At 65.4% G+C, this 17235-nt stretch carries 18 protein-coding genes; 12 read left to right on the top strand and 6 right to left on the bottom strand.

What is annotated here, in order from left to right; translation table 11 throughout:
• The first annotated feature begins 130 nt into the window (after positions 1-130).
• The 11 genes from OSJ75_RS22625 (at position 131) to OSJ75_RS22575 (ending at position 11621) form a co-directional block, all read left to right on the top strand.
• Complete coding sequence (locus OSJ75_RS22625) at positions 131-733, top strand: flavin reductase family protein (RefSeq protein ID WP_416362612.1); 603 nt, start codon at positions 131-133, stop codon at positions 731-733.
• Positions 734-879: 146 nt separating this feature from the next.
• Positions 880-1617 (top strand): ABC transporter permease subunit, encoded by a 738-nt coding sequence (locus OSJ75_RS22620; RefSeq protein ID WP_267229652.1) that lies wholly within the window; start codon positions 880-882, stop codon positions 1615-1617.
• Positions 1617-2417: an ABC transporter ATP-binding protein gene (locus OSJ75_RS22615; RefSeq protein ID WP_267229638.1), complete on the top strand. Its 801-nt coding sequence runs from the start codon at positions 1617-1619 to the stop codon at positions 2415-2417. Before OSJ75_RS22620 ends, OSJ75_RS22615 begins: the two co-directional genes overlap by 1 nt.
• Complete coding sequence (locus OSJ75_RS22610) at positions 2414-3424, top strand: NrtA/SsuA/CpmA family ABC transporter substrate-binding protein (protein ID WP_267229637.1); 1011 nt, start codon at positions 2414-2416, stop codon at positions 3422-3424. Before OSJ75_RS22615 ends, OSJ75_RS22610 begins: the two co-directional genes overlap by 4 nt.
• Before the next feature lie 12 nt (positions 3425-3436).
• Entirely contained in the window at positions 3437-4789 is a 1353-nt protein-coding gene (locus OSJ75_RS22605; RefSeq protein ID WP_267229636.1) for an NtaA/DmoA family FMN-dependent monooxygenase, read from the top strand.
• 24 nt (positions 4790-4813) lie between these two features.
• On the top strand, positions 4814-6052 hold the full coding sequence (locus tag OSJ75_RS22600) for an acyl-CoA dehydrogenase family protein (protein WP_267229635.1): 1239 nt from the start codon (positions 4814-4816) through the stop codon (positions 6050-6052).
• A 35-nt stretch (positions 6053-6087) separates the two neighbouring features.
• Entirely contained in the window at positions 6088-7704 is a 1617-nt protein-coding gene (locus OSJ75_RS22595) for a rhodanese homology domain-containing protein (RefSeq protein ID WP_267229634.1), read from the top strand.
• Positions 7705-7868: 164 nt separating this feature from the next.
• Positions 7869-8465 carry a methyltransferase family protein gene (locus OSJ75_RS22590; protein WP_267229633.1) on the top strand — a complete coding sequence of 199 codons (597 nt, stop codon included), beginning with the start codon at positions 7869-7871 and terminating at the stop codon, positions 8463-8465.
• Positions 8466-8595: 130 nt separating this feature from the next.
• The gene (locus OSJ75_RS22585; protein ID WP_267229632.1) at positions 8596-9267 is read left to right on the top strand and encodes a response regulator transcription factor; all 672 of its coding nucleotides are present in this window, start codon (positions 8596-8598) and stop codon (positions 9265-9267) included.
• Between the two features lie 5 nt (positions 9268-9272).
• Positions 9273-10607 carry a sensor histidine kinase gene (locus tag OSJ75_RS22580; RefSeq protein ID WP_267229631.1) on the top strand — a complete coding sequence of 445 codons (1335 nt, stop codon included), beginning with the start codon at positions 9273-9275 and terminating at the stop codon, positions 10605-10607.
• Between the two features lie 150 nt (positions 10608-10757).
• Complete coding sequence (locus OSJ75_RS22575) at positions 10758-11621, top strand: DUF3313 domain-containing protein (protein WP_267229630.1); 864 nt, start codon at positions 10758-10760, stop codon at positions 11619-11621.
• Positions 11622-11632: 11 nt separating this feature from the next.
• On the opposite strand, the gene OSJ75_RS22570 is transcribed toward OSJ75_RS22575, so the two are convergent.
• The 6 genes from OSJ75_RS22570 to OSJ75_RS22545 form a co-directional block, all read right to left on the bottom strand.
• On the bottom strand, positions 11633-12394 hold the full coding sequence (locus tag OSJ75_RS22570; RefSeq protein WP_267229629.1) for an ABC transporter ATP-binding protein: 762 nt from the start codon (positions 12392-12394) through the stop codon (positions 11633-11635).
• Positions 12391-13431, bottom strand: coding sequence for a FecCD family ABC transporter permease (locus tag OSJ75_RS22565; protein ID WP_250017463.1), 1041 nt, complete (start codon positions 13429-13431; stop codon positions 12391-12393). Before OSJ75_RS22565 ends, OSJ75_RS22570 begins: the two co-directional genes overlap by 4 nt.
• Complete coding sequence (locus OSJ75_RS22560; RefSeq protein ID WP_267229651.1) at positions 13428-14402, bottom strand: ABC transporter substrate-binding protein; 975 nt, start codon at positions 14400-14402, stop codon at positions 13428-13430. Before OSJ75_RS22560 ends, OSJ75_RS22565 begins: the two co-directional genes overlap by 4 nt.
• 149 nt (positions 14403-14551) lie before the next feature.
• A complete protein-coding gene (locus OSJ75_RS22555) occupies positions 14552-15007 on the bottom strand; it encodes a DUF1801 domain-containing protein (protein ID WP_267229628.1) in 456 nt (151 codons plus the stop codon).
• Positions 15008-15013: 6 nt separating this feature from the next.
• Positions 15014-15448 (bottom strand): SRPBCC family protein, encoded by a 435-nt coding sequence (locus OSJ75_RS22550; RefSeq protein ID WP_250017467.1) that lies wholly within the window; start codon positions 15446-15448, stop codon positions 15014-15016.
• Positions 15445-15777 carry an ArsR/SmtB family transcription factor gene (locus OSJ75_RS22545; protein WP_267229627.1) on the bottom strand — a complete coding sequence of 111 codons (333 nt, stop codon included), beginning with the start codon at positions 15775-15777 and terminating at the stop codon, positions 15445-15447. The genes OSJ75_RS22550 and OSJ75_RS22545 overlap by 4 nt, the downstream gene beginning before the upstream one ends.
• Before the next feature lie 172 nt (positions 15778-15949).
• On the opposite strand from OSJ75_RS22545, the gene blh reads away from it, so the two are divergent.
• The gene (gene blh / locus OSJ75_RS22540; protein WP_267229626.1) at positions 15950-17227 is read left to right on the top strand and encodes a bifunctional sulfur transferase/dioxygenase Blh; all 1278 of its coding nucleotides are present in this window, start codon (positions 15950-15952) and stop codon (positions 17225-17227) included.
• Positions 17228-17235: the final 8 nt, after the last annotated feature.

Below are 17235 nucleotides of genomic sequence, written 5' to 3'. Positions count from 1 at the left end.
CCAAGACCGATGAAACCCCGGGGAGTCGATGATCGATCCCACCAATGATCCTGCCGCACGCGACGGTTCGGGCTGCCTATCAGCCCGGCCGCGATCACGCTCACCCATTGACTGACGAGGACCTGCCCGAATGTCACAGACGCTTTATTCATCGCCGAAATCATCCCTCCATTCATCTCCCCATGTATCCACGGCGGGCACGCCGGTGGCTGGAGTCCGGCACGAACCCGCCAATGCGGCGCCGGGATTGAAGCAGGCGATGCGCCACCTCGTCGGCGGCGTCTGCGTCGTCACGGCGGGCATCGGCGAGGCGCGCACCGGCGCCACCGTCACGTCGGCGCATTCGCTTTCGGTCGAGCCGGAAACAATGCTCGTCAGCATCAATCTCAGCTCGTCGACCTGGACTGCGATCAGGGCGCACCGGCATTTCTGCGTCAATCTGCTCGGCGCCGATCATTCGGCCATCGCCGATCGCTTTGCCGGGCGCGGCGGCCTCAAGGGGCCTGCCCGCTACGAAGGCGCCCGCTGGCTGCCGCTCGAAACCGGGGCGCTGGCTCTCGATGGCGCCCTCGCTGCCATCGATTGCGAGGTCGAACATGTGGTCGAGCGCCACAGCCATGCGTTCATCTTCGGGGCGGTCCGCGCCATCCGGCTCGGCGATGCTGGCCCGGCGCTGGTCTATAGCCAGGGGCGATATGGTGCCTATGGGCGCAACGAGCCGGTGATCGTCTAGGGCGATGGTCGAGATCGCGCGCCTCCTCCTCGAACGGCAATGGAACCATGGCTGACATCGCTTCTCCCTACCAAGAAATCGCTGCACCGAAACCCGCAAGGGCCGGCTTCCACAACAAGGCGCACTACCCGTGGCTTTCGTGGCTGATGCCGGTGGTCATCCTGTGCGTCTGGGAAACCGCGTCGCGGCTGGGCTGGATCGCGCCGCAGGTCATGCCGGCACCGAGCCGCGTCGCCGAGACGGCATGGGAACTGGCGCGGACGGGCGAATTGTTCGTGCATCTCGGCGCTTCCCTGCTGCGGGCCGCGGGCGGCTTCGTGCTCGGCGGCACGATCGGTTTCGCGCTGGCCCTCGCGGTGGGTTTCTCGCCGCTCGCCCATGCGCTGCTGGACCGCTCGATCCAGATGATCCGCGCCATTCCATTCCTGGCGCTGCTGCCGCTGGTGATCGTCTGGTTCGGGGTCGACGAGAGCGGCAAGATTTTCCTCGTGTCGCTCGCCGTGCTCTTTCCCGTCTATATCAACACCGTACTGGGCATCCGCCAGATCGACCCCAAGCTGCTGGAGCTCGGCAAGATCACGGGCATGCCGTGGTTCGCCGTCGTCAGGCGGATCATCATCCCCGGCGCCATGCCGTCGGTGCTGACCGGCGTTCGCTATGCCCTGGCGCATGCCTGGCTGGCGCTCGTGGTGGCCGAGACGCTGGCGACGACGCGGGGCATCGGGTTCCTCGCCATGGATGCGCGTGAATTCCTGCAGACCGACGTCATCCTCCTGTCGATCATCATCTACGCCACCATCGGCGTCGGCGCGGATTCACTCGCCCGGCTGCTCGAGACGAGATTGCTCGGCTGGCATCCCAATTTCGCGAAAGGAGCGCGGTGATGAACCTTGCTGCAATCCAGACCGGCATCCACGACCGCCATTTGCCCGACGACCTGTTCGCAGGTTCGCCCCTGGCCGTATCGGTCAGCGGATTGCAACGGCGCTATGGTGAGCGCCTGGTCATCAAATCCGTCGACCTTGACATCCGCGAAGGCGAGTTCGTCGCGCTGCTCGGCGAAAGCGGCTGCGGCAAGACCACGCTCCTGCGCGCGCTTGCGGGCCTCGACAAGCCCGATGCCGGAACCATCGAGGCCCCCGGCGCCCCCGGCGTCGTGTTCCAGGAGCACCGCCTGCTTCCCTGGGCATCGCTCTGGGCGAATGTGGCGCTCGGCCATGAAAAGACGATCGGACGGGCCGGCGCGGTTCGTGCGCTGGCGGAAGTCGGCCTTGCCGGCCGCGAGGAGGATTGGCCGCGCAACCTTTCCGGCGGACAGGCGCAGCGCGTGGCGCTGGCAAGGGCGCTCGTGCGCGATCCGAAACTGCTGCTGCTGGACGAGCCCTTTGCCGCGCTGGATGCGCTGACGCGGATCAAGATGCACGCGCTGGTGCGCGAACTCGTCTCCCGCCACCGCCCCGGCGTGCTGATCGTGACGCATGACGTCGAAGAGGCGATCGGCCTCGCCGACCGCATCCTCGTCATGCGCGACGGCCAGATTTCCGCATCCCACCGCCCCATCGATCATGATCCGGTGAAGCTCAGATCATTGCTGCTGAGCGAGCTCGGCGTGATCGCCTCCCGGGCTTCTGCCCCGGGCGCGTCTTCCAAACCAGACAAATTGAAATCAAGGACCGACAAATGACGACTATCGATCAGCGACGGCGCCAGCTCCTGCAGAGCGGCGGCATGCTCCTGGCAGGCGCAGCCGCGGCGGCAGCCGGCGTTGCGCCTTCCTTCGCGCAGGAACCGAAGAAGCTCACCCGCAATATCGACGTGGTGCGGCTCGGCTGGGGCCGGGGCGGCATCCCGCTCATCGCCAGGCAGCGCGGCGTCCTCGAAAAGGAACTCGCCGACAAGGGCATCAAGGTCGAGTGGGTCGGCCCGTTTCCGAACCATGCGCCCTCGCTCCAGGCGGTGGTCGGCGGCAGCGCGGATTTCGGCTTCTGGGGATCGACCACGCCCGCCCTTGCCGCGATGCTGGCCGGCTCGGAACTGGTCTTCAACGGCTTCAACATCTATTCTCCGCGCTCGACGGCGGTGATCGCCAAGAAGACCAGCGGTATCAACAGCGTCGCCGATCTCGTCGGCAAGCGCGTGGCCGTCAACAAGGCGGGGCTCGGCGAGTTCCTCGTCGTCGCCGCGCTGGAACAGAACGGCATCGACCGCAGCAAGGTCGAGTTTGTCTATCTCAACCCGCCGGATGCGGCGCCGGCCTTCGCGCAGGGCAAGGTCGATGCCTGGTCCATGTGGTCGCCGGGGGTCGATATTTCCCGCTTCGAGAATGATGCCAAGGATGTCTTCAACGAGGGCCGGGACATCAAATTCCTCGTCGATTACAGCTCCCTCGTCTCGACGCGGCAATTCTCGGAGGAGAATTCGGAACTGGTGCGCGCCGTGCTCGACGCCTACTACAAGGAAGGCGAATGGCAGTCCGGCAATCCGGCGGAAGCCGAGCGCATCGCCCAGGGCGAGGGCAAATATGCCGATGAGGTCCGCGACTATCTCGCCAGCCTGAAGCGCGTGAACCAGTTCTACGAGCCGAAGGACACGGAGTTCGTGCAGGAGTTCCAGCGCGCCGCCGATTGGCTGGCCGACCGCAAGATCATCAAGTCGCATCTCAAGGTCGCCGATCACAGCGTGCAGGTCTAGGGAGGTATTCCGATGTCACGAAACCATATCCGTCTCGGCGTCAACGTCCTCGCCTCCGGGCGTCACGATGCCGCCTGGAAGACCTTCGAGGACAAGCGCCATCTCGCAACGGACATCGGCCATTTCGTCGCCATCGCGAAAGCGGCGGAGCGCGGGCTGATCGATGCGATATTCCTCGCCGACAATCCCGGCGGCCTCGTCGCCGAATCCCACACCCGCCCGTGGCGCGCGCTCGATCCCGCCGTGCTCGTCGCCAATCTCGCGGCGCATACGGAACATGTCGGCCTCGTCTGCACCACGACGACGCTTTTCGGCCATCCCTATACGATCGCCCGGCAGATCGCCTCGATCGACCATATCAGCGGCGGCCGCGCCGCGTGGAACATCATCACCTCGCAGAACCCGCCCGCGCTCGATGCCTATGGTGTCGGCAAGGGCTGGGACCAGGCGGAGCGCTACAGGCGCGCCGAGGAATTCGTGCAGATCGTCACCGCCTTCTGGGACAGCCTGCCCGACGATGCGGTCGAGGCCGATGCCGATACCAGCGTCTATCTCAATCCGGCCCGCCTGCGGCCGCTGGATTTCGCCGGCACGCATTTCACTGCCCGCGGCACCTCCTCCGTGCCGGAAACGCCGCAAGGCAGGCCGGTGATCTTCCAGGCCGGCCAGTCCTCCGACAGCCGTGCATTCGGTGCGCGCCATGCGGATGCGCTGTTTACGGGACAGCGGCTCATCGAAAGCGCGCGGTCGTTCTATTCGGAGGTGAAGACGCTGGCGAAGAGCTTCGGCCGCAACCCGGATCATCTGCTGGTGATGCCCGGCCTGTTTCCGATCCTCGCCTCGAGCGAAGAAGAGGCGAAGCGCCACAAGCGCAGCCTCGACGACCGGCTGGATTCGATCTCCCTGCGCGCGGAACTTGCGCGGCATCTGGCCGTCGACGCGGCGTCGCTGGCCGATCTCGATGCGCCGATCCCCTATGCCGAAAGCGAGGCCAACGCGTCGCTCGTGCCGCTGGCGTCGCGCTGGCACCGGGCGGAAATGCTGAAGGAGGCGCGGCAATATGGCTGGAACATCCGCGAATTGCTGTTCTCCAACATCACCGGCGGACACCGCGTCTATGTCGGCACGCCGGAAGGCTTCGCCCATGACATGCTGCACTGGATCGACACCGGGGGCGCCGACGGGTTCAATCTGAATATCGACGTCCAGCCGGTCGGTCTCGACCTGATCGCCGACGAGGTCATCCCGGTGCTGCAGAAACTCGGCCGCTATCGCACCGCCTATGAGGGCAGGACCCTGCGCGACAATCTCGGCCTGCCGCGGTTCGATGCCCGGACGCAGAACAGCCTCGCGGCCGCCGGCTGAGCGTCACCCACAGGATTGAACGACATGTTGCACAGTGCCAGCGCCGGCGAATTCTCCCGGCTCGCATCGCCCCGTTCCCGCTCGCTCGGCCTTGCCGGTACGATCGAGCGCATCGCCCGGCTCGCCGTCGAACGCGAGGTCGAGCACCGGCATCCGCATGATGAAATCGCCGAACTGAAGCGGCTCGGCTTCGGCTGCCTGCGCCTGCCGGCGGAAGAAGGCGGCGCCGGGATTTCCCTGTCGGAGCTGTTCGAGGTCGCGCGCGATATCGCCGCGGCGGATTCCAATATCGCCCATGCCTTCCGCAATCATCTCTGGCAGGTGGAGGCCGCCCTGCGCCGGCGCGAACATCCGTTCCATGCCGGGGTCCTGTCGCTTGCCGGGCAGAAGAAGACCATCGGGCTGAGCTTCACCGACAGCGACGCCACCGCCGCCGGCGCATTGCCGTCGAAAGTGCTGTCGCGGCTCGAATGGGACGAGGCGAACCAGGTCTACCGCGGCTCGGGCAAAAAGGTCTATGCGACGGGCAATCTCTATAATGATGCCTTTGTCGGCAGCGCGATCGAGAACCGCCGCAACAGCACCGTCCAGTATATTCTGGAGCGCGGCGAGGGCGTCTCGGACGAGGACGACTGGGACGGCTTCGGCCAGAGGCTCACCGGCTCGGGCACTGCGGGTTTCAGCTCCGTCGCCATTGCGGCAGACCGGGTCTATCCGCCCGATCCCGCCCCGCATGAAGGCGCCGCGCCGTGGCGCTTCACCTTCCATCAGGTCTACCTGACCAATTGCATCGCCGGCGTCGCAAGGCGGATCGCCGTCGACGGCGTCGACGTGCTGCGCCGGCGCGGGCGCAACTTCTACCATGGCGAGGCGCCGGACCCGCTCGACGAGCCGGTGCTGCAATCGCAGCTCGGCCGCATCCGCGCCTATGCGGCTTCCATCGAGGCGACCATCGACCGGGCGATCGCGGCCCTGCAGGAGGCCTGGGACAGTCATGGCACGCCGGCGGAACATGATGCCGTGCTGGCGGCCACGCTCTCGGCCTGCGAAGCGAAAGTGGTGATCGACGATCTCGCGCCGCAGGTCGCAAGCTGGCTGATCGATCTCGGCTCCGGCTCGGCCGTGTCGAGCAGGCGCGGCCTCGACCGGCACTGGCGCAACATCAAGGTCATCGCCTCGCATAATCCCCGGCTTTACAAGGAGCGCTTCCTCGGCCAGAACCTGCTCGACGGGCGGTTGCCGCCCACGGGCGCATATTTCTGAGCAAAACCCCATCGCTGAAATCTGAAAGCACCGACATGACCAAGCCATTGCCCGCCGATATCCACTCCACATTCCCGACCCGCTCACCGGCCGAGGTCCGCGCCGAATTGCTGGCCCGGCGCGAAATATTGTTCGCGGACCTGCGCGAGGAAGCCCAGTTCGCCGAAGCCCATCCGCTCTGGGCCGCGAATTTGCCGCTCAGCAAGCTGGAGCTGGAAGTCCGGCGGCGGGTACCCAACCCGGACGTCCTCATCGTGCTCTATGGCCATGACGGCTTGCGGGACCTTGCGCCGATTGCGGCGCAGAAGCTCAGGGCGTGGGGATATGGCAATGTCCACCTGCTGGAGGGCGGGCTCGCCGCATGGCAGCAGGCGGGTTACGAGACCTTCATCGACGTGAATGTTCCGTCCAAGGCTTTCGGCGAGCTCGTCGAGGGCCTGCGCCATACGCCGCTGCTGCCGGCCGAGGAGGTGCAGAGGCTGATCGAATCCGATACGCCGCCGGTCATCCTCGATGCCAGGCGGTTCGACGAATTCAATACGATGAACATCCCGACAGGAACCTCCGTGCCGGGCGGCGAGCTTGTGTTGCGGGTGCGCGATCTCGCACCGGACCCGCGAACGACGGTGATCGTCAATTGCGCCGGCAGGACGCGCTCGATCATCGGCACCCAGTCCCTCATCAATGCGGGCATTCCCAACCCGGTCGCCGGCTTGCGCAACGGCACCATCGGCTGGACGCTCGCCGGGCTCTCGCTCGAACATGGCGCCACCCGCCGCTTCGCGGACGAGACCTCGACCGCCGCGCGCAAGGCTGCCCGCGAGAATGCGCGCGCCGTGGCGGAGCGCGCCGGCGTGCGCCATATCGCGCTAGCCGAGGCAGGCAGGCTCATCGCGCCCGGCAGGACGGTCTACCGTATCGACGTGCGCACGGCGGAAGAGTTTGCCGAGGGTCATCTGCCGGGGTTCCAGAATGTCCCCGGCGGGCAGCTGGTACAGGAGACCGACCACGCCGCTCCCGTCCGCGGCGCTGCGATCCTGCTCGCCGACGATGATGGAACCCGCGCCGACATGACGGCGTCCTGGCTCATACAGATGGGCTGGGAGACCTATGTGATCGACGCCGAACCGGGCCAGCAGCAGGCGGGCAGCGCCAGTACCGCAGCGCTTGCCCCGCATGCGCCGGATGTCCCGGAGGTCGATCCGCAGCAGCTCGAGGAATGGCTGGCAGCCGGAACGGCGGCGGTCATCGACGTCACGGCGTCGGCGAGACATGTGAAGGGTCATATCCCCGGCGCGTGGTGGGCGCTGCGGTCGCAGCTGCAACAGGCCTTGCAGGCGATCGGGCCCGCGCAGCGCTATGTCGTCACCTGCGCGACGGGAGCGCTGGCGCGATTTGTGGTGCAGGACCTGCAGGAGCTGGGTTTCGCCGAAGCGTTCCTGCTTGCCGGCGGCACCGAGGCATGGGCCGCGAGCGGGCGCGCGCTGTCATCCGGCGAGGAACGGCTGGCGTCGCCGCGCATCGACCGCTATCGCCGGCCCTATGAAGGGACCGATGCGCCGCGCAGGGCCATGGAAGACTATCTCGAATGGGAATATGGCCTTGTCGGCCAGTTGGACCGCGACGGCACGCATTTCTTCCATGTGATCTGATATTCGGTGTGGTCCGGTCGTTCTCCGGCTGGCCTGCAGTTTGCAGGCCGCCGGAACGACCTTCATGCTGGCGTTTTCACGCCGCAAATCGGCCTAGTTGCAGTTGAATTTTGTGCGGGTTCTCAACCGGGGCTCTTCACATGGATCGCGAGTCTGCAAGTGCAATGTCTTCCTATCAGGCATGGAGGCGGATCGTTCTGGGCATGATCATCGCCCTGATCTGTCTCTTTCTCGTGTTCACAGGTTCACTCAATGACGAGCCGACGCATGAGCGCATCGAAATGCTGGGCCTTGCCCTCATGTTGATCGGGATTGGCGGGCGGTTGTGGTCGACGCTCTATATTGGCGGGCGCAAATCGGCGGAGGTCGTCACCACCGGGCCCTATTCGATCATGCGCAACCCGCTTTATTTCTTCTCGACGCTGGCATCCGTCGGCGTCGGCGCGCAGACCGGCACCCTGGCGGTCACGGTGATCGTGCCTGTCCTGTGCGCCTGCGCATTCTACATCGTGACGCTGCGCGAAGAGCGCTATCTGACTGCAAGGCTCGGCGCTTCGTATCGGTCCTACCGGGCCTCCGTGCCGCGCTTCTTCCCGAAGCCGTGGCTTTTCAGGGATGACGACCACGTCACATTCAGGCCGCACCTTCTCAACAGGACGCTGCTCGACGGCCTGGTATTCCTGCTTTCGATACCGTTTTTCGAGCTGATCGAGCAAGGACAGCAGGCGGGCTGGATCCCGGTTCTCTTCTGGATCCACTAGCAGGCGCTCGCTGGGCGCGACATTGGACGCACCACCCGGAACCTGCGGCGCGTCCCGAGCGGAACGGCCCTTTCCGTAATGCTGCGGCAATCTTCATTACGGAAAAGAACCGAACGGACGGGCGGGCACAATGAGACTTCTGCTGATAGAAGACGAGAAAGAACTGGCGGCGGCGCTTTCGGTCGCGCTGAAGAAGCACGGCGTCGTCACAGACCATACGATGCAGCTGACCAACGCTTTCGAACTGACGCTGCAGAATGATTACGACGCGATCCTGCTCGATCGCCGCCTGCCGGATGGCGACGGGCTGACATTCATTCCGAAGCTCAGGCGGGCTGGTGTCAAGTCCGCCATCATCATCCTGACGGCGCGCAACGAGCCGCTCGAACGGGTAGAGGGCCTGAACATCGGCGCCGACGATTATCTCGGCAAGCCGTTCCTCGTCGAAGAACTGATCGCGCGGGTGCGGGCGGTGCTGCGGCGGCCGACACAGCTCGCCGAGCCGAGCATCGCGGCGGGGCATATGGTGATCGATCCGCTGCACCTGAACGTCATGCTCGATACCGCCGTGCTCGACCTGCCGCGGCGCGAGCTGCTCGTGCTCGTGGCGCTGGCGAAGCGCAAGGGCAGGACCGTCCTCAGGTCCACGCTCGAGGCTGCGGTCTATAATTACGAGGAAGAGATCCAGTCCAACGCGCTCGACTCGCATATTTCCCGGCTGCGCAAGCGGCTACAGGACGCCAGTGCCGGCGTGGCGATCCACAATATTCGCGGTGTCGGCTATCTCCTGAAGGAAGAGTGACGCGCATGGCAACAACGGCGAACCCGTCGCTTTGGTGGAAGCTGAGCTGGCGGCTCAGCCTGGTGATCACCGCCGTCGTCGCCGCGGTGATCGTCGGCCTCTGTTTCTGGGCGACGACGATCAGGTCGCCCAATTTCGCCGTGGAACGCGAGATCGGTTCGGTGATGGCCGAGGCGGTGCAGCGCGACGGCAAGGGCGGCTTCGTCATCGCCGACACACAGGCCCTGCGCGACCTCAAGCGGCGCAACAGCCGGCTCTGGTATGTCGTCGCCACCAGGGATGGCGCCTCGGTCTCCCATGGCGTCATCCCCGCGCCCTATGCCGGGCTCGCGGCGCTGGCGCATGTGTTCCAGGCGGCGGATATTCGCGGCGCCACGGCGACCGACGAGATCGCCTCGGTCGAGCGCGTCGATACGGCGGCGGGCGAAGTGCGGATATTGTTCGGCGGCTTCGCCCACCAGGGCTGGCCCGTCCTCGCTTTCCTGATCGCCAGCTATCCGATCTATGTTCCCCTGATCGTCCTTTCGCTGCCGGCGATCTTCCTGACCGTGCCGAGGATCGTCAGGCGGTCGCTCGCAAGGGTGGACGATGTCGCGCGCAAGGCAGCGGAGATCGAGCCGCAGCGCCATGGCGCGCGCCTTCCCGTCGAGGGCATCCCCCGGGAGGTCGCTCCGCTCGTCGTCGCCTTCAACGGTGCGCTGGATCGGCTCGAGGCCGAATTCGAGAAGCGCCGGCGCTTCCTCGTCGATGCCGCCCATGAGCTGCGCACGCCGATCGCCATCATGCAGACGCGCATCGACGGGATGGCGGAGGGAGCGGCCAGGACGACGCTGCTGAAGGACGTTGCCCGCCTGGCGGAGACGGCCGAGCAACTGCTCGATTTCGAGCGCAACGACCAGGGGACGGACCAGCATGAACTGGTCGATCTCGTCGAGATCGCCCGGATGGTCGTCGCCGATCTTGCGCCCCTGGCCATTGCCGGCGGCTACCAGATATCGTTCCAGAGCGAGGTCGAGCGATTGCAGCGCATGGGCAGCCCGACCACCCTGCCGCGCGCGATCGGCAATCTCGTGCGCAATGCGATCGAGCATGGCGGCAATGCCGGGACGATCACGGTTGCGGTTTCGGGCGGCGGCGAGATCGAAGTGGCCGACGAGGGGCCGGGCATAGCGCCGGAGCATCGGGAACTCGTGTTCGAGCCCTTCTACCGGGTCGCGCCGAAGAGTATCGGCGCCGGCCTCGGGCTCAGTCTCGTCAAGCAGATCGTGGCGCACCATGGCGGGCGGATCATCCTCGAAAGCGGTGCCGCCGGAACGCGCGTGGCAATTCGGATCCCCTGAATACGCATATGTTTCAAGCCGTAATGTTGCGGCAATTCTCGGCTCGCAAGGTCCGCCCGATCATTCGTGACGGAGGCCACAGACGTGCCCAACAACCCACCAGTTCCAGTCCCGGTTTCATTGTTTCGACGTTCCGCCCATCGGTCGCTCATGCGCTCGCTCCGCCCTGCCTTGCCCCTCTGCCCGGCCTTGCCCCTGGGCCTGGCCTTGTCCCTGAGCCTGGCGGTCGCCGGCTGCGCCTCGGTGCCGCTGAAGGAAGGCGGAACGCTGACCTCGTACGGCAATCTCGGCGCGCCCAAGGGGAAGATCGCCAAAAAGCGCATCTATGTCGACGGGCCGGCGCTTGCGGCGGTGAAGACCGCCAGCATCATGCCGACCACCTATGCGCCCGGCGCCGCATCCGATGTCAAATCGGCAGCTGACCGCGCCCTGGTGACCAATGTCATGGATCGCGCGCTCTGCGTCGCGCTCAGCGACAAATACCGGATGGTCCAGCCCGGCCAGCCGGCGGATATCATCATCCGTTCCGTCATCACCGACGTCGTTCCCACCAACAAGGCCATGGCCGGAATTTCCGCCGCCGTGACCGTCGGCAGCGGCTTTGCCATGCCGAGCAATATTCCCGTCAGCGTGCCGCGGCTGCCATTCGGCCTTGGCGGGCTGGCGGTCGAGGCGGAAGCGGTCGACAGCGTCGGCGTCCAGCGCGCGGCGATGGTATGGGCGCGGGGCGCGAATTCGATCCAGGACAATCCGCGCTATTCGGAAGTCGGCGACGCCTATGGCCTAGCCACCAAATTCGCCTCCGACTATTCGAAGATGCTCATCGCCGGAAGGGAGCCGAAAGCGTTTTCCATGGCGCTGCCGTCGAGACAACGCGTGCGATCCTGGCTCGGCGGCAAGCCGAAATATGCCGCCTGCGAATCCTACGGCCGTGCGCCGGGACTGCTCGGCGTCGTCGCCTCCAATTACGGCCTGCCGCCGCAATGGACGGAGAAGAAGCCGAAAACATACTGATCGAGGACCAGTTAGCCGAGATACTGGACGAGGGGCCGCGCGTGATAGGGCGATCGCTCGACGCGGGCCTCGACGGAGAAGACGTCCCGGAGCAGGCGCTCCGTCAACACCTCTTCCGGCGTTCCCGACGCGACGATCTTTCCCTGCTGCAGGATGATCAGCGTGTCGCAGAAGACGGCGGCATGGTTCAGATCGTGCAGCGCGATGATGCTGGTGATCGACAGGCTCGATACGAGGCGCATGAGGCCGAGCTGGTGCTGGATGTCGAGATGGTTGGTCGGCTCGTCGAGGATCAGCTCGTGCGGAGCCTGCGCCAATGCGCGGGCTATGTGGGTCCGCTGCTTTTCGCCGCCCGACAGGCTGGACCAGGGGTCATTGCGCTTTTCGGCCATGCCGGCCCGTTCGATGGCGGTCTCGACGGCTTCCTCGTCGCCGGGCGACCAGCCGGAAAACATGGTGCGATGTGGAAAACGGCCGAGGCGCACGACATCGACGACGCGCAGATTGGCGGTGGTGGTGGCATGTTGCTCGACGAAGGCGACCCGCTTGGCCAGCGCCTTGCGCCCGATCTGGCCGATATCGGTGCCGCCGAGGCTGATCCTGCCGGAATGCGGCCGCTTGAGCCCGGCGAGCAGCCGCAGCAGCGAGGTCTTGCCGGAACCGTTCGGCCCGAGCAGGCCGAGCATCTTGCCCGGCTGCGCCTCGAAGCTGATGCCGTCGAGGATCGTCTTCCTGCCGATCTTCCAGGTGAGATTGTCGGTCCTGAAGCTCATGATGCGCGCTGGAACCGGTAGAGGATGACGGAGAAGAACGGCACGCCGACAAGCGCCGTCACCACGCCGATGGGCAGCACCTGCTGCGGCACGATGGAACGCGAGCCGATATCGGCGAGGACCATGAAGATCGCGCCGCCTATGGCGCAGGCCGGTAGCAGGCGCATGTGCAGCGGCCCGGCGAAAAAGCGCGCGACATGGGGCACGACGAGGCCGACGAAGCCGATCGATCCGACCATGCTGACGATGGTCGCGGTCATCAGCGCGGTCAGCGCGAACAGCGCCACGCGCGTCCTGCCGACATTGACGCCGAGCGACGCCGCGGCTTCGTCGCCGAAAGCGAAGGCATCGAGCACGCGCGCATAGAACAGGCAGGCGACGAGGCCCGCGCCGATGATCGCCGCGACGAGGACGAGTTCGGGCCAGCGCACGCCGCCGAAGCTGCCGAGCAGCCAGAACATCACGTCGCGCGCCTGCTGCGCATTGCCGGAGGTGGTGACGATATAGGAGGTGGTGGCATTGAACAGCTGCGACGCGGCAACGCCGGCGAGGATCGTGCGGTCGTTGCCGCCGCGGGTGCCGTTGGAAAGCAGGGCCACGAACAGGAATGCCGCAAAGGCGCCGGCGAAGGCGCCGGCCGACAGCGAGACCACGCCGGCGCCAAGGCCGAAGATGAGGATCGAAACCGCGCCCGTCGAGGCGCCGGCCGAGATGCCGAGCACATAGGGTTCGGCCAGCGGATTGCGCAGCAGCGACTGCATGATCGCTCCCGACAGCGCCAGTCCCGCACCGCAGAAGGCCGCGACCAGCGCCCGGCTGAGCCGGTAGTCCCAGATGACGGCCTCGTGGATGCGGTTGAGTTCCGCCGCCGTCCAGCCGAGCCGGTTCGTCACGGCGAGGAATGTCGTCGCCAGCGGTATCGGCAGGTCGCCGATGCCGACGCTGATGCCGACGACCAGGGCGATGGCTGCGAAGGCGGCGGCGAGCAGGGCGCCGAGGGCGGCCGACCGCCGCAGGATCTGGCTGGCGCGCGTCACTTCAAAAGGCCGAGCGCCTTCAATTGCTGCGCCACCTGCTCGGCGCCATAGATGGTCCTGACGGTGGGGTTCATCGCCTGGCCATCCATCACCACCAGCGCCTTGTTCCTGACGGCGGCAATCTGGCTGACCACCGGATCGGTCGTCAGGAACTCGATCTTGGCCTCGGGCTTGTCCAGCTCCCAGCGATTGCGGTCGAGGCTGGCGACGACGATGACGTCCGGATTGGCGGCGATGATGCCCTCCCAGCCGACCGTCGGCCATTCGGCCTCCGCCGTGATCGCATTATGGCCGCCGAGCACGTCGGCGATGAAGCCGGATGCGCCGTTCTTGCCGCCGAGATAGGCGTCGGCGGATGGGCTCGGGCTGGAGAACCAGAAGACATAGGACAGGTCCTTGCCATCCTTGGAAACGCCGGCGCGGAGGGCGGCCTCGCGCGCCCTGAAATCGGCGATGAGCGCCTGGCCGCGATCGGCAACGTCGAAAATCTGCGAAAGCTCGTCGATCTCCCTGTAGAGCAGGTCCATGTTCCACAATTGCGCGCGGCTGCCATATTGATCCTTGACCTCGGCGGTGCTGAGGCAGGTGCTCGGCGAAAGATAGGTCGGGACGCCGAGCTTGTCGAAATCCTCGCGCTTGGCGACCTTGCTGGTCGGCCCAAGCAGGCTCGGCAGCGCGGCAGCGACGAAATCGGGCTCTTCGGCAAGGATGGATTCGAAGGTGGGGAATTCCACCGTGAGCAGCTTCACCTTGGCATTGGCCTCGGCAAGCGCGGGGAGAACCTTGCTCGGCCAGAACGCGGTTCCCGCCATGCGGTCCTCCAGTCCGAGCAGCAGGAGGATTTCCGCGCTGTTCTGGCCAAGGCCGATCGCCCGTTGCGGCGCCTTGGCGAAAGTGACCTTCGCGCCGCAATTCTCGATGGTGAGCGGATAGGCCGTCGAAGCGGCATTGGCCGGAAGGGCTGCGTGCATGAGGATGGCACAGAGCGCGGCAGCGACGAGGAGGGGTCTCTCAAACACGGATATACTCGCTTTGTCATTATGGAAGCTGTCGCGCCGTATATCCCCCGCCGTTCAAGATAACAAGACAAGGCTGCTCATGTTTCGAGCGAGCGGGATTTCTACATGCGTTCGCCGGGCAGCAGGCTCGCCTGCCTGACCCAATCGGCGAACCTCGCCTCGTCCAGTTCGTCATCCTCATAAATGTCGAGATAGCGCACGTCCTTCTGCTTCGACGTGCCGGGCGGAACGGGATCGAGCGCTGCGCCGCGGAAAAACGCAACCTTCACATAGCGGGCGAAGCAGTGAAAGCTGAGGAACCAGCCTTCGCCCTCGATGCCATAGAAGGGCGAATTCCACTTCACCGCCTTGTGCACATCCGGCACCGTGCGGGTGATGATCTCGTCCAGCCTGCGCCCGAGACCGGTCTTCCAGCCGGGCATGGCGGCGATATAGGCCTGGACGGGCGCATCGCCATAGGCCTTGGCGATCTGCGGATTGCCGCCGGAAAGAAGCACCGGCTGGCCGTCGCCTCCGGCTTTCGGGGATTTCGACGTTTTCGCAGGCTTTCTGGTCATGGCGTCTTACTCCATCTGTTGCCCGAGCACCCGGTCGAGATCGGCGAGGAACTTCTGCCAGCCGGCCATGGCGCCGCCATAGGCCTGTTTCTGCTCGGGCCCGAACCCGGCCTGTTCCATGCGCAACTGCGTTCCCGCCGGCGTCGGATGAAGCGTGAACGTCACCGTGCTCTGCAGGGCATAGGCTGCATCCTCATGCGCGTGATCCCAGCTATAGGCCAGCCGCCTGTTCGGCTCCACCTCGAGAACCTCGCAATCGAGGATGCCGCCCCATTCGCCGCGCAGCTTGAAGCGGTGGCCGACGGCGAGGTTGAAATCGTTCTTCATCAGCCATTCCTCGATCAGGTGCGGCTGGGTGAGAGCCCGCCACACCTTTTCGGGCGGATGCGGAAGCTCGCGCTCGACGATGACGGTGCGCAGTTCGGCTGAAGTCCGGGTCATTGGTCCATCCTGTTGAGCAATGTTTCGAGATCGTCGAACCGGCTTTGCCAGAAACCGGCCATGTCGCGCGTCCAGTCGGATAGCGGGGCGAGGCCGCCCGGCTGGGCACTGTAATGCGTCTGGCGCCCCTCATGGCGGTCACTGACGAGGCCAGCACGCTTCAGCGCCGCAAGGTGCTTCGACACAACCGGCTGGGAGACGCCGGCCCCGGCCGTCAGCACGCCGACCGTCCTTTCGCCCTCGCGGCAGAGCCGTTCGAACAGAGCGCGCCGGGTGGGATCGGCGAGGGCCTTGAAAAGGAGATCATGTTGGGTCTGCAACGTATCCATACCTAATTGGCTATGGATTGTTATATAGCCGCATGGCTATGAATAGTCAACAGCTTCGTCGCGCGCCAATATGCTCATTGCCAGATCCACTTGCCAGATCCACTGGCTAGGTCCACTGGCCAAATCGAAGGAGTGCATTAGATTGGGGCGCATGACTTCAGGGGAGAAGCCGATGCAACTCATCCGCATCAATGACAGACTTTCGATCGCACCGCAGCCGGACACCGGGGAATTCGGCGATCTTCGCAAGCAGGGCTTCGCGGCGCTGATCAATGCCCGCCCCGATGGCGAGGATGCCGACCAGCCCGGCACGGCGGCCGAGGAAGCCGCGGCGAAAGCGGCCGGCCTCTCCTATGATTTCGTGCCGGTGACGCTGCGCAGCATCACCGAGGCCGACATCCGCGCCTTCCGGGACGCCATGGCGCGGGCGGATGGCCCGGTTCTCGCCCATTGCAAATCGGGCGTGCGCGCTTTGACGCTGCAAGTGATCGGCGATGTGCTCGACGGGCGGTTGGCGCTGGCGGAAATCCCCATCCTTGGCCGGCGGCACGGGTTCGACCTCGGCCCGGCAAGTGCATGGCTGGAGAAGCATTTTGCCCGCCGCCCGCATGTGCGCGCCTTCTTCGAAAGCCGCAGTTCCAGCATCCAGTATGTCGCCTCCGATCCGGCGACCGGCAAATGCGCGATCATCGATCCGGTGCTGAACTTCGACGAGAAGTCCGGGGCGATCTCGACGCGAAGCGCCGACGAGATGCTCGATTTCATCGCGGCGAACGGGCTGGAACTTGAATGGATACTCGACACCCATCCCCATGCCGATCATTTTTCGGCAGCGCATTATCTCAAGGGCAGGACCGGCGCGCCCACGGCCATCGGCGACAGGATCGGCAAGGTCCAGGAAATCTGGAAGCAGATCTATAACTGGCCCGAGCTGGCGACGGACGGCTCGCAATGGGACCATCTCTTTGCCGATGGCGAGACGTTCAGGCTCGGTTCCATCGACGGTCGCATCATGTTCTCGCCCGGCCATACGCTGGCTTCCATCACCTATGTCATCGGCGATGCGGCATTCGTCCACGATACGCTGTTCATGCCGGATGGCGGCACCGCGCGGGCGGATTTCCCCGGCGGCAGCGCCGCCGTGCTGTGGAACTCGATCCAGTCCATCCTGGCGCTGCCGGGCGACACGCGCCTGTTCACCGGCCATGACTACCAGCCGGGCGGCCGGCATGCCCGCTGGGAAAGCACGGTCCTCGAGCAGCGGCAGAACAACCCGCACCTTGCGCTGTCGGAACAGGAATTCATCCAGCGGCGGAGCGAGCGCGACAAGACCCTGCCAATGCCGAGCCTGATCCTGCATGCGCTGCAGGTGAACATCCGCGGCGGGCGCCTGCCGGAGCCGGAGGAAAATGGCAGGCGCTACCTGAAATTTCCGCTCGACGCGCTTTAGAGCTGTCG

This window comes from Phyllobacterium sp. 0TCS1.6A (genome assembly GCF_026420825.1).
Taxonomy (GTDB): domain Bacteria; phylum Pseudomonadota; class Alphaproteobacteria; order Rhizobiales; family Rhizobiaceae; genus Phyllobacterium.
This window is presented reverse-complemented; position numbering and strand designations above follow the sequence as displayed.

What these genes read in the sequence shown, in the direction of transcription:
- OSJ75_RS22580 (WP_267229631.1), top strand. Translation starts at nt 9,273, where the DNA reads ATGGCAACAACGGCGAACCCGTCGCTTTGGTGGAAGCTGAGCTGGCGG.
- blh (WP_267229626.1), top strand. Translation starts at nt 15,950, where the DNA reads ATGCAACTCATCCGCATCAATGACAGACTTTCGATCGCACCGCAGCCG.
- OSJ75_RS22575 (WP_267229630.1), top strand. Translation starts at nt 10,758, where the DNA reads ATGCGCTCGCTCCGCCCTGCCTTGCCCCTCTGCCCGGCCTTGCCCCTG.
- OSJ75_RS22605 (WP_267229636.1), top strand. Translation starts at nt 3,437, where the DNA reads ATGTCACGAAACCATATCCGTCTCGGCGTCAACGTCCTCGCCTCCGGG.
- OSJ75_RS22620 (WP_267229652.1), top strand. Translation starts at nt 880, where the DNA reads ATGCCGGTGGTCATCCTGTGCGTCTGGGAAACCGCGTCGCGGCTGGGC.
- OSJ75_RS22625 (WP_416362612.1), top strand. Translation starts at nt 131, where the DNA reads ATGTCACAGACGCTTTATTCATCGCCGAAATCATCCCTCCATTCATCT.
- OSJ75_RS22615 (WP_267229638.1), top strand. Translation starts at nt 1,617, where the DNA reads ATGAACCTTGCTGCAATCCAGACCGGCATCCACGACCGCCATTTGCCC.
- OSJ75_RS22585 (WP_267229632.1), top strand. Translation starts at nt 8,596, where the DNA reads ATGAGACTTCTGCTGATAGAAGACGAGAAAGAACTGGCGGCGGCGCTT.
- OSJ75_RS22610 (WP_267229637.1), top strand. Translation starts at nt 2,414, where the DNA reads ATGACGACTATCGATCAGCGACGGCGCCAGCTCCTGCAGAGCGGCGGC.
- OSJ75_RS22570 (WP_267229629.1), bottom strand. Translation starts at nt 12,394, where the DNA reads ATGAGCTTCAGGACCGACAATCTCACCTGGAAGATCGGCAGGAAGACG.
- OSJ75_RS22555 (WP_267229628.1), bottom strand. Translation starts at nt 15,007, where the DNA reads ATGACCAGAAAGCCTGCGAAAACGTCGAAATCCCCGAAAGCCGGAGGC.
- OSJ75_RS22600 (WP_267229635.1), top strand. Translation starts at nt 4,814, where the DNA reads ATGTTGCACAGTGCCAGCGCCGGCGAATTCTCCCGGCTCGCATCGCCC.
- OSJ75_RS22590 (WP_267229633.1), top strand. Translation starts at nt 7,869, where the DNA reads ATGTCTTCCTATCAGGCATGGAGGCGGATCGTTCTGGGCATGATCATC.
- OSJ75_RS22550 (WP_250017467.1), bottom strand. Translation starts at nt 15,448, where the DNA reads ATGACCCGGACTTCAGCCGAACTGCGCACCGTCATCGTCGAGCGCGAG.
- OSJ75_RS22545 (WP_267229627.1), bottom strand. Translation starts at nt 15,777, where the DNA reads ATGGATACGTTGCAGACCCAACATGATCTCCTTTTCAAGGCCCTCGCC.
- OSJ75_RS22595 (WP_267229634.1), top strand. Translation starts at nt 6,088, where the DNA reads ATGACCAAGCCATTGCCCGCCGATATCCACTCCACATTCCCGACCCGC.
- OSJ75_RS22560 (WP_267229651.1), bottom strand. Translation starts at nt 14,402, where the DNA reads ATGCACGCAGCCCTTCCGGCCAATGCCGCTTCGACGGCCTATCCGCTC.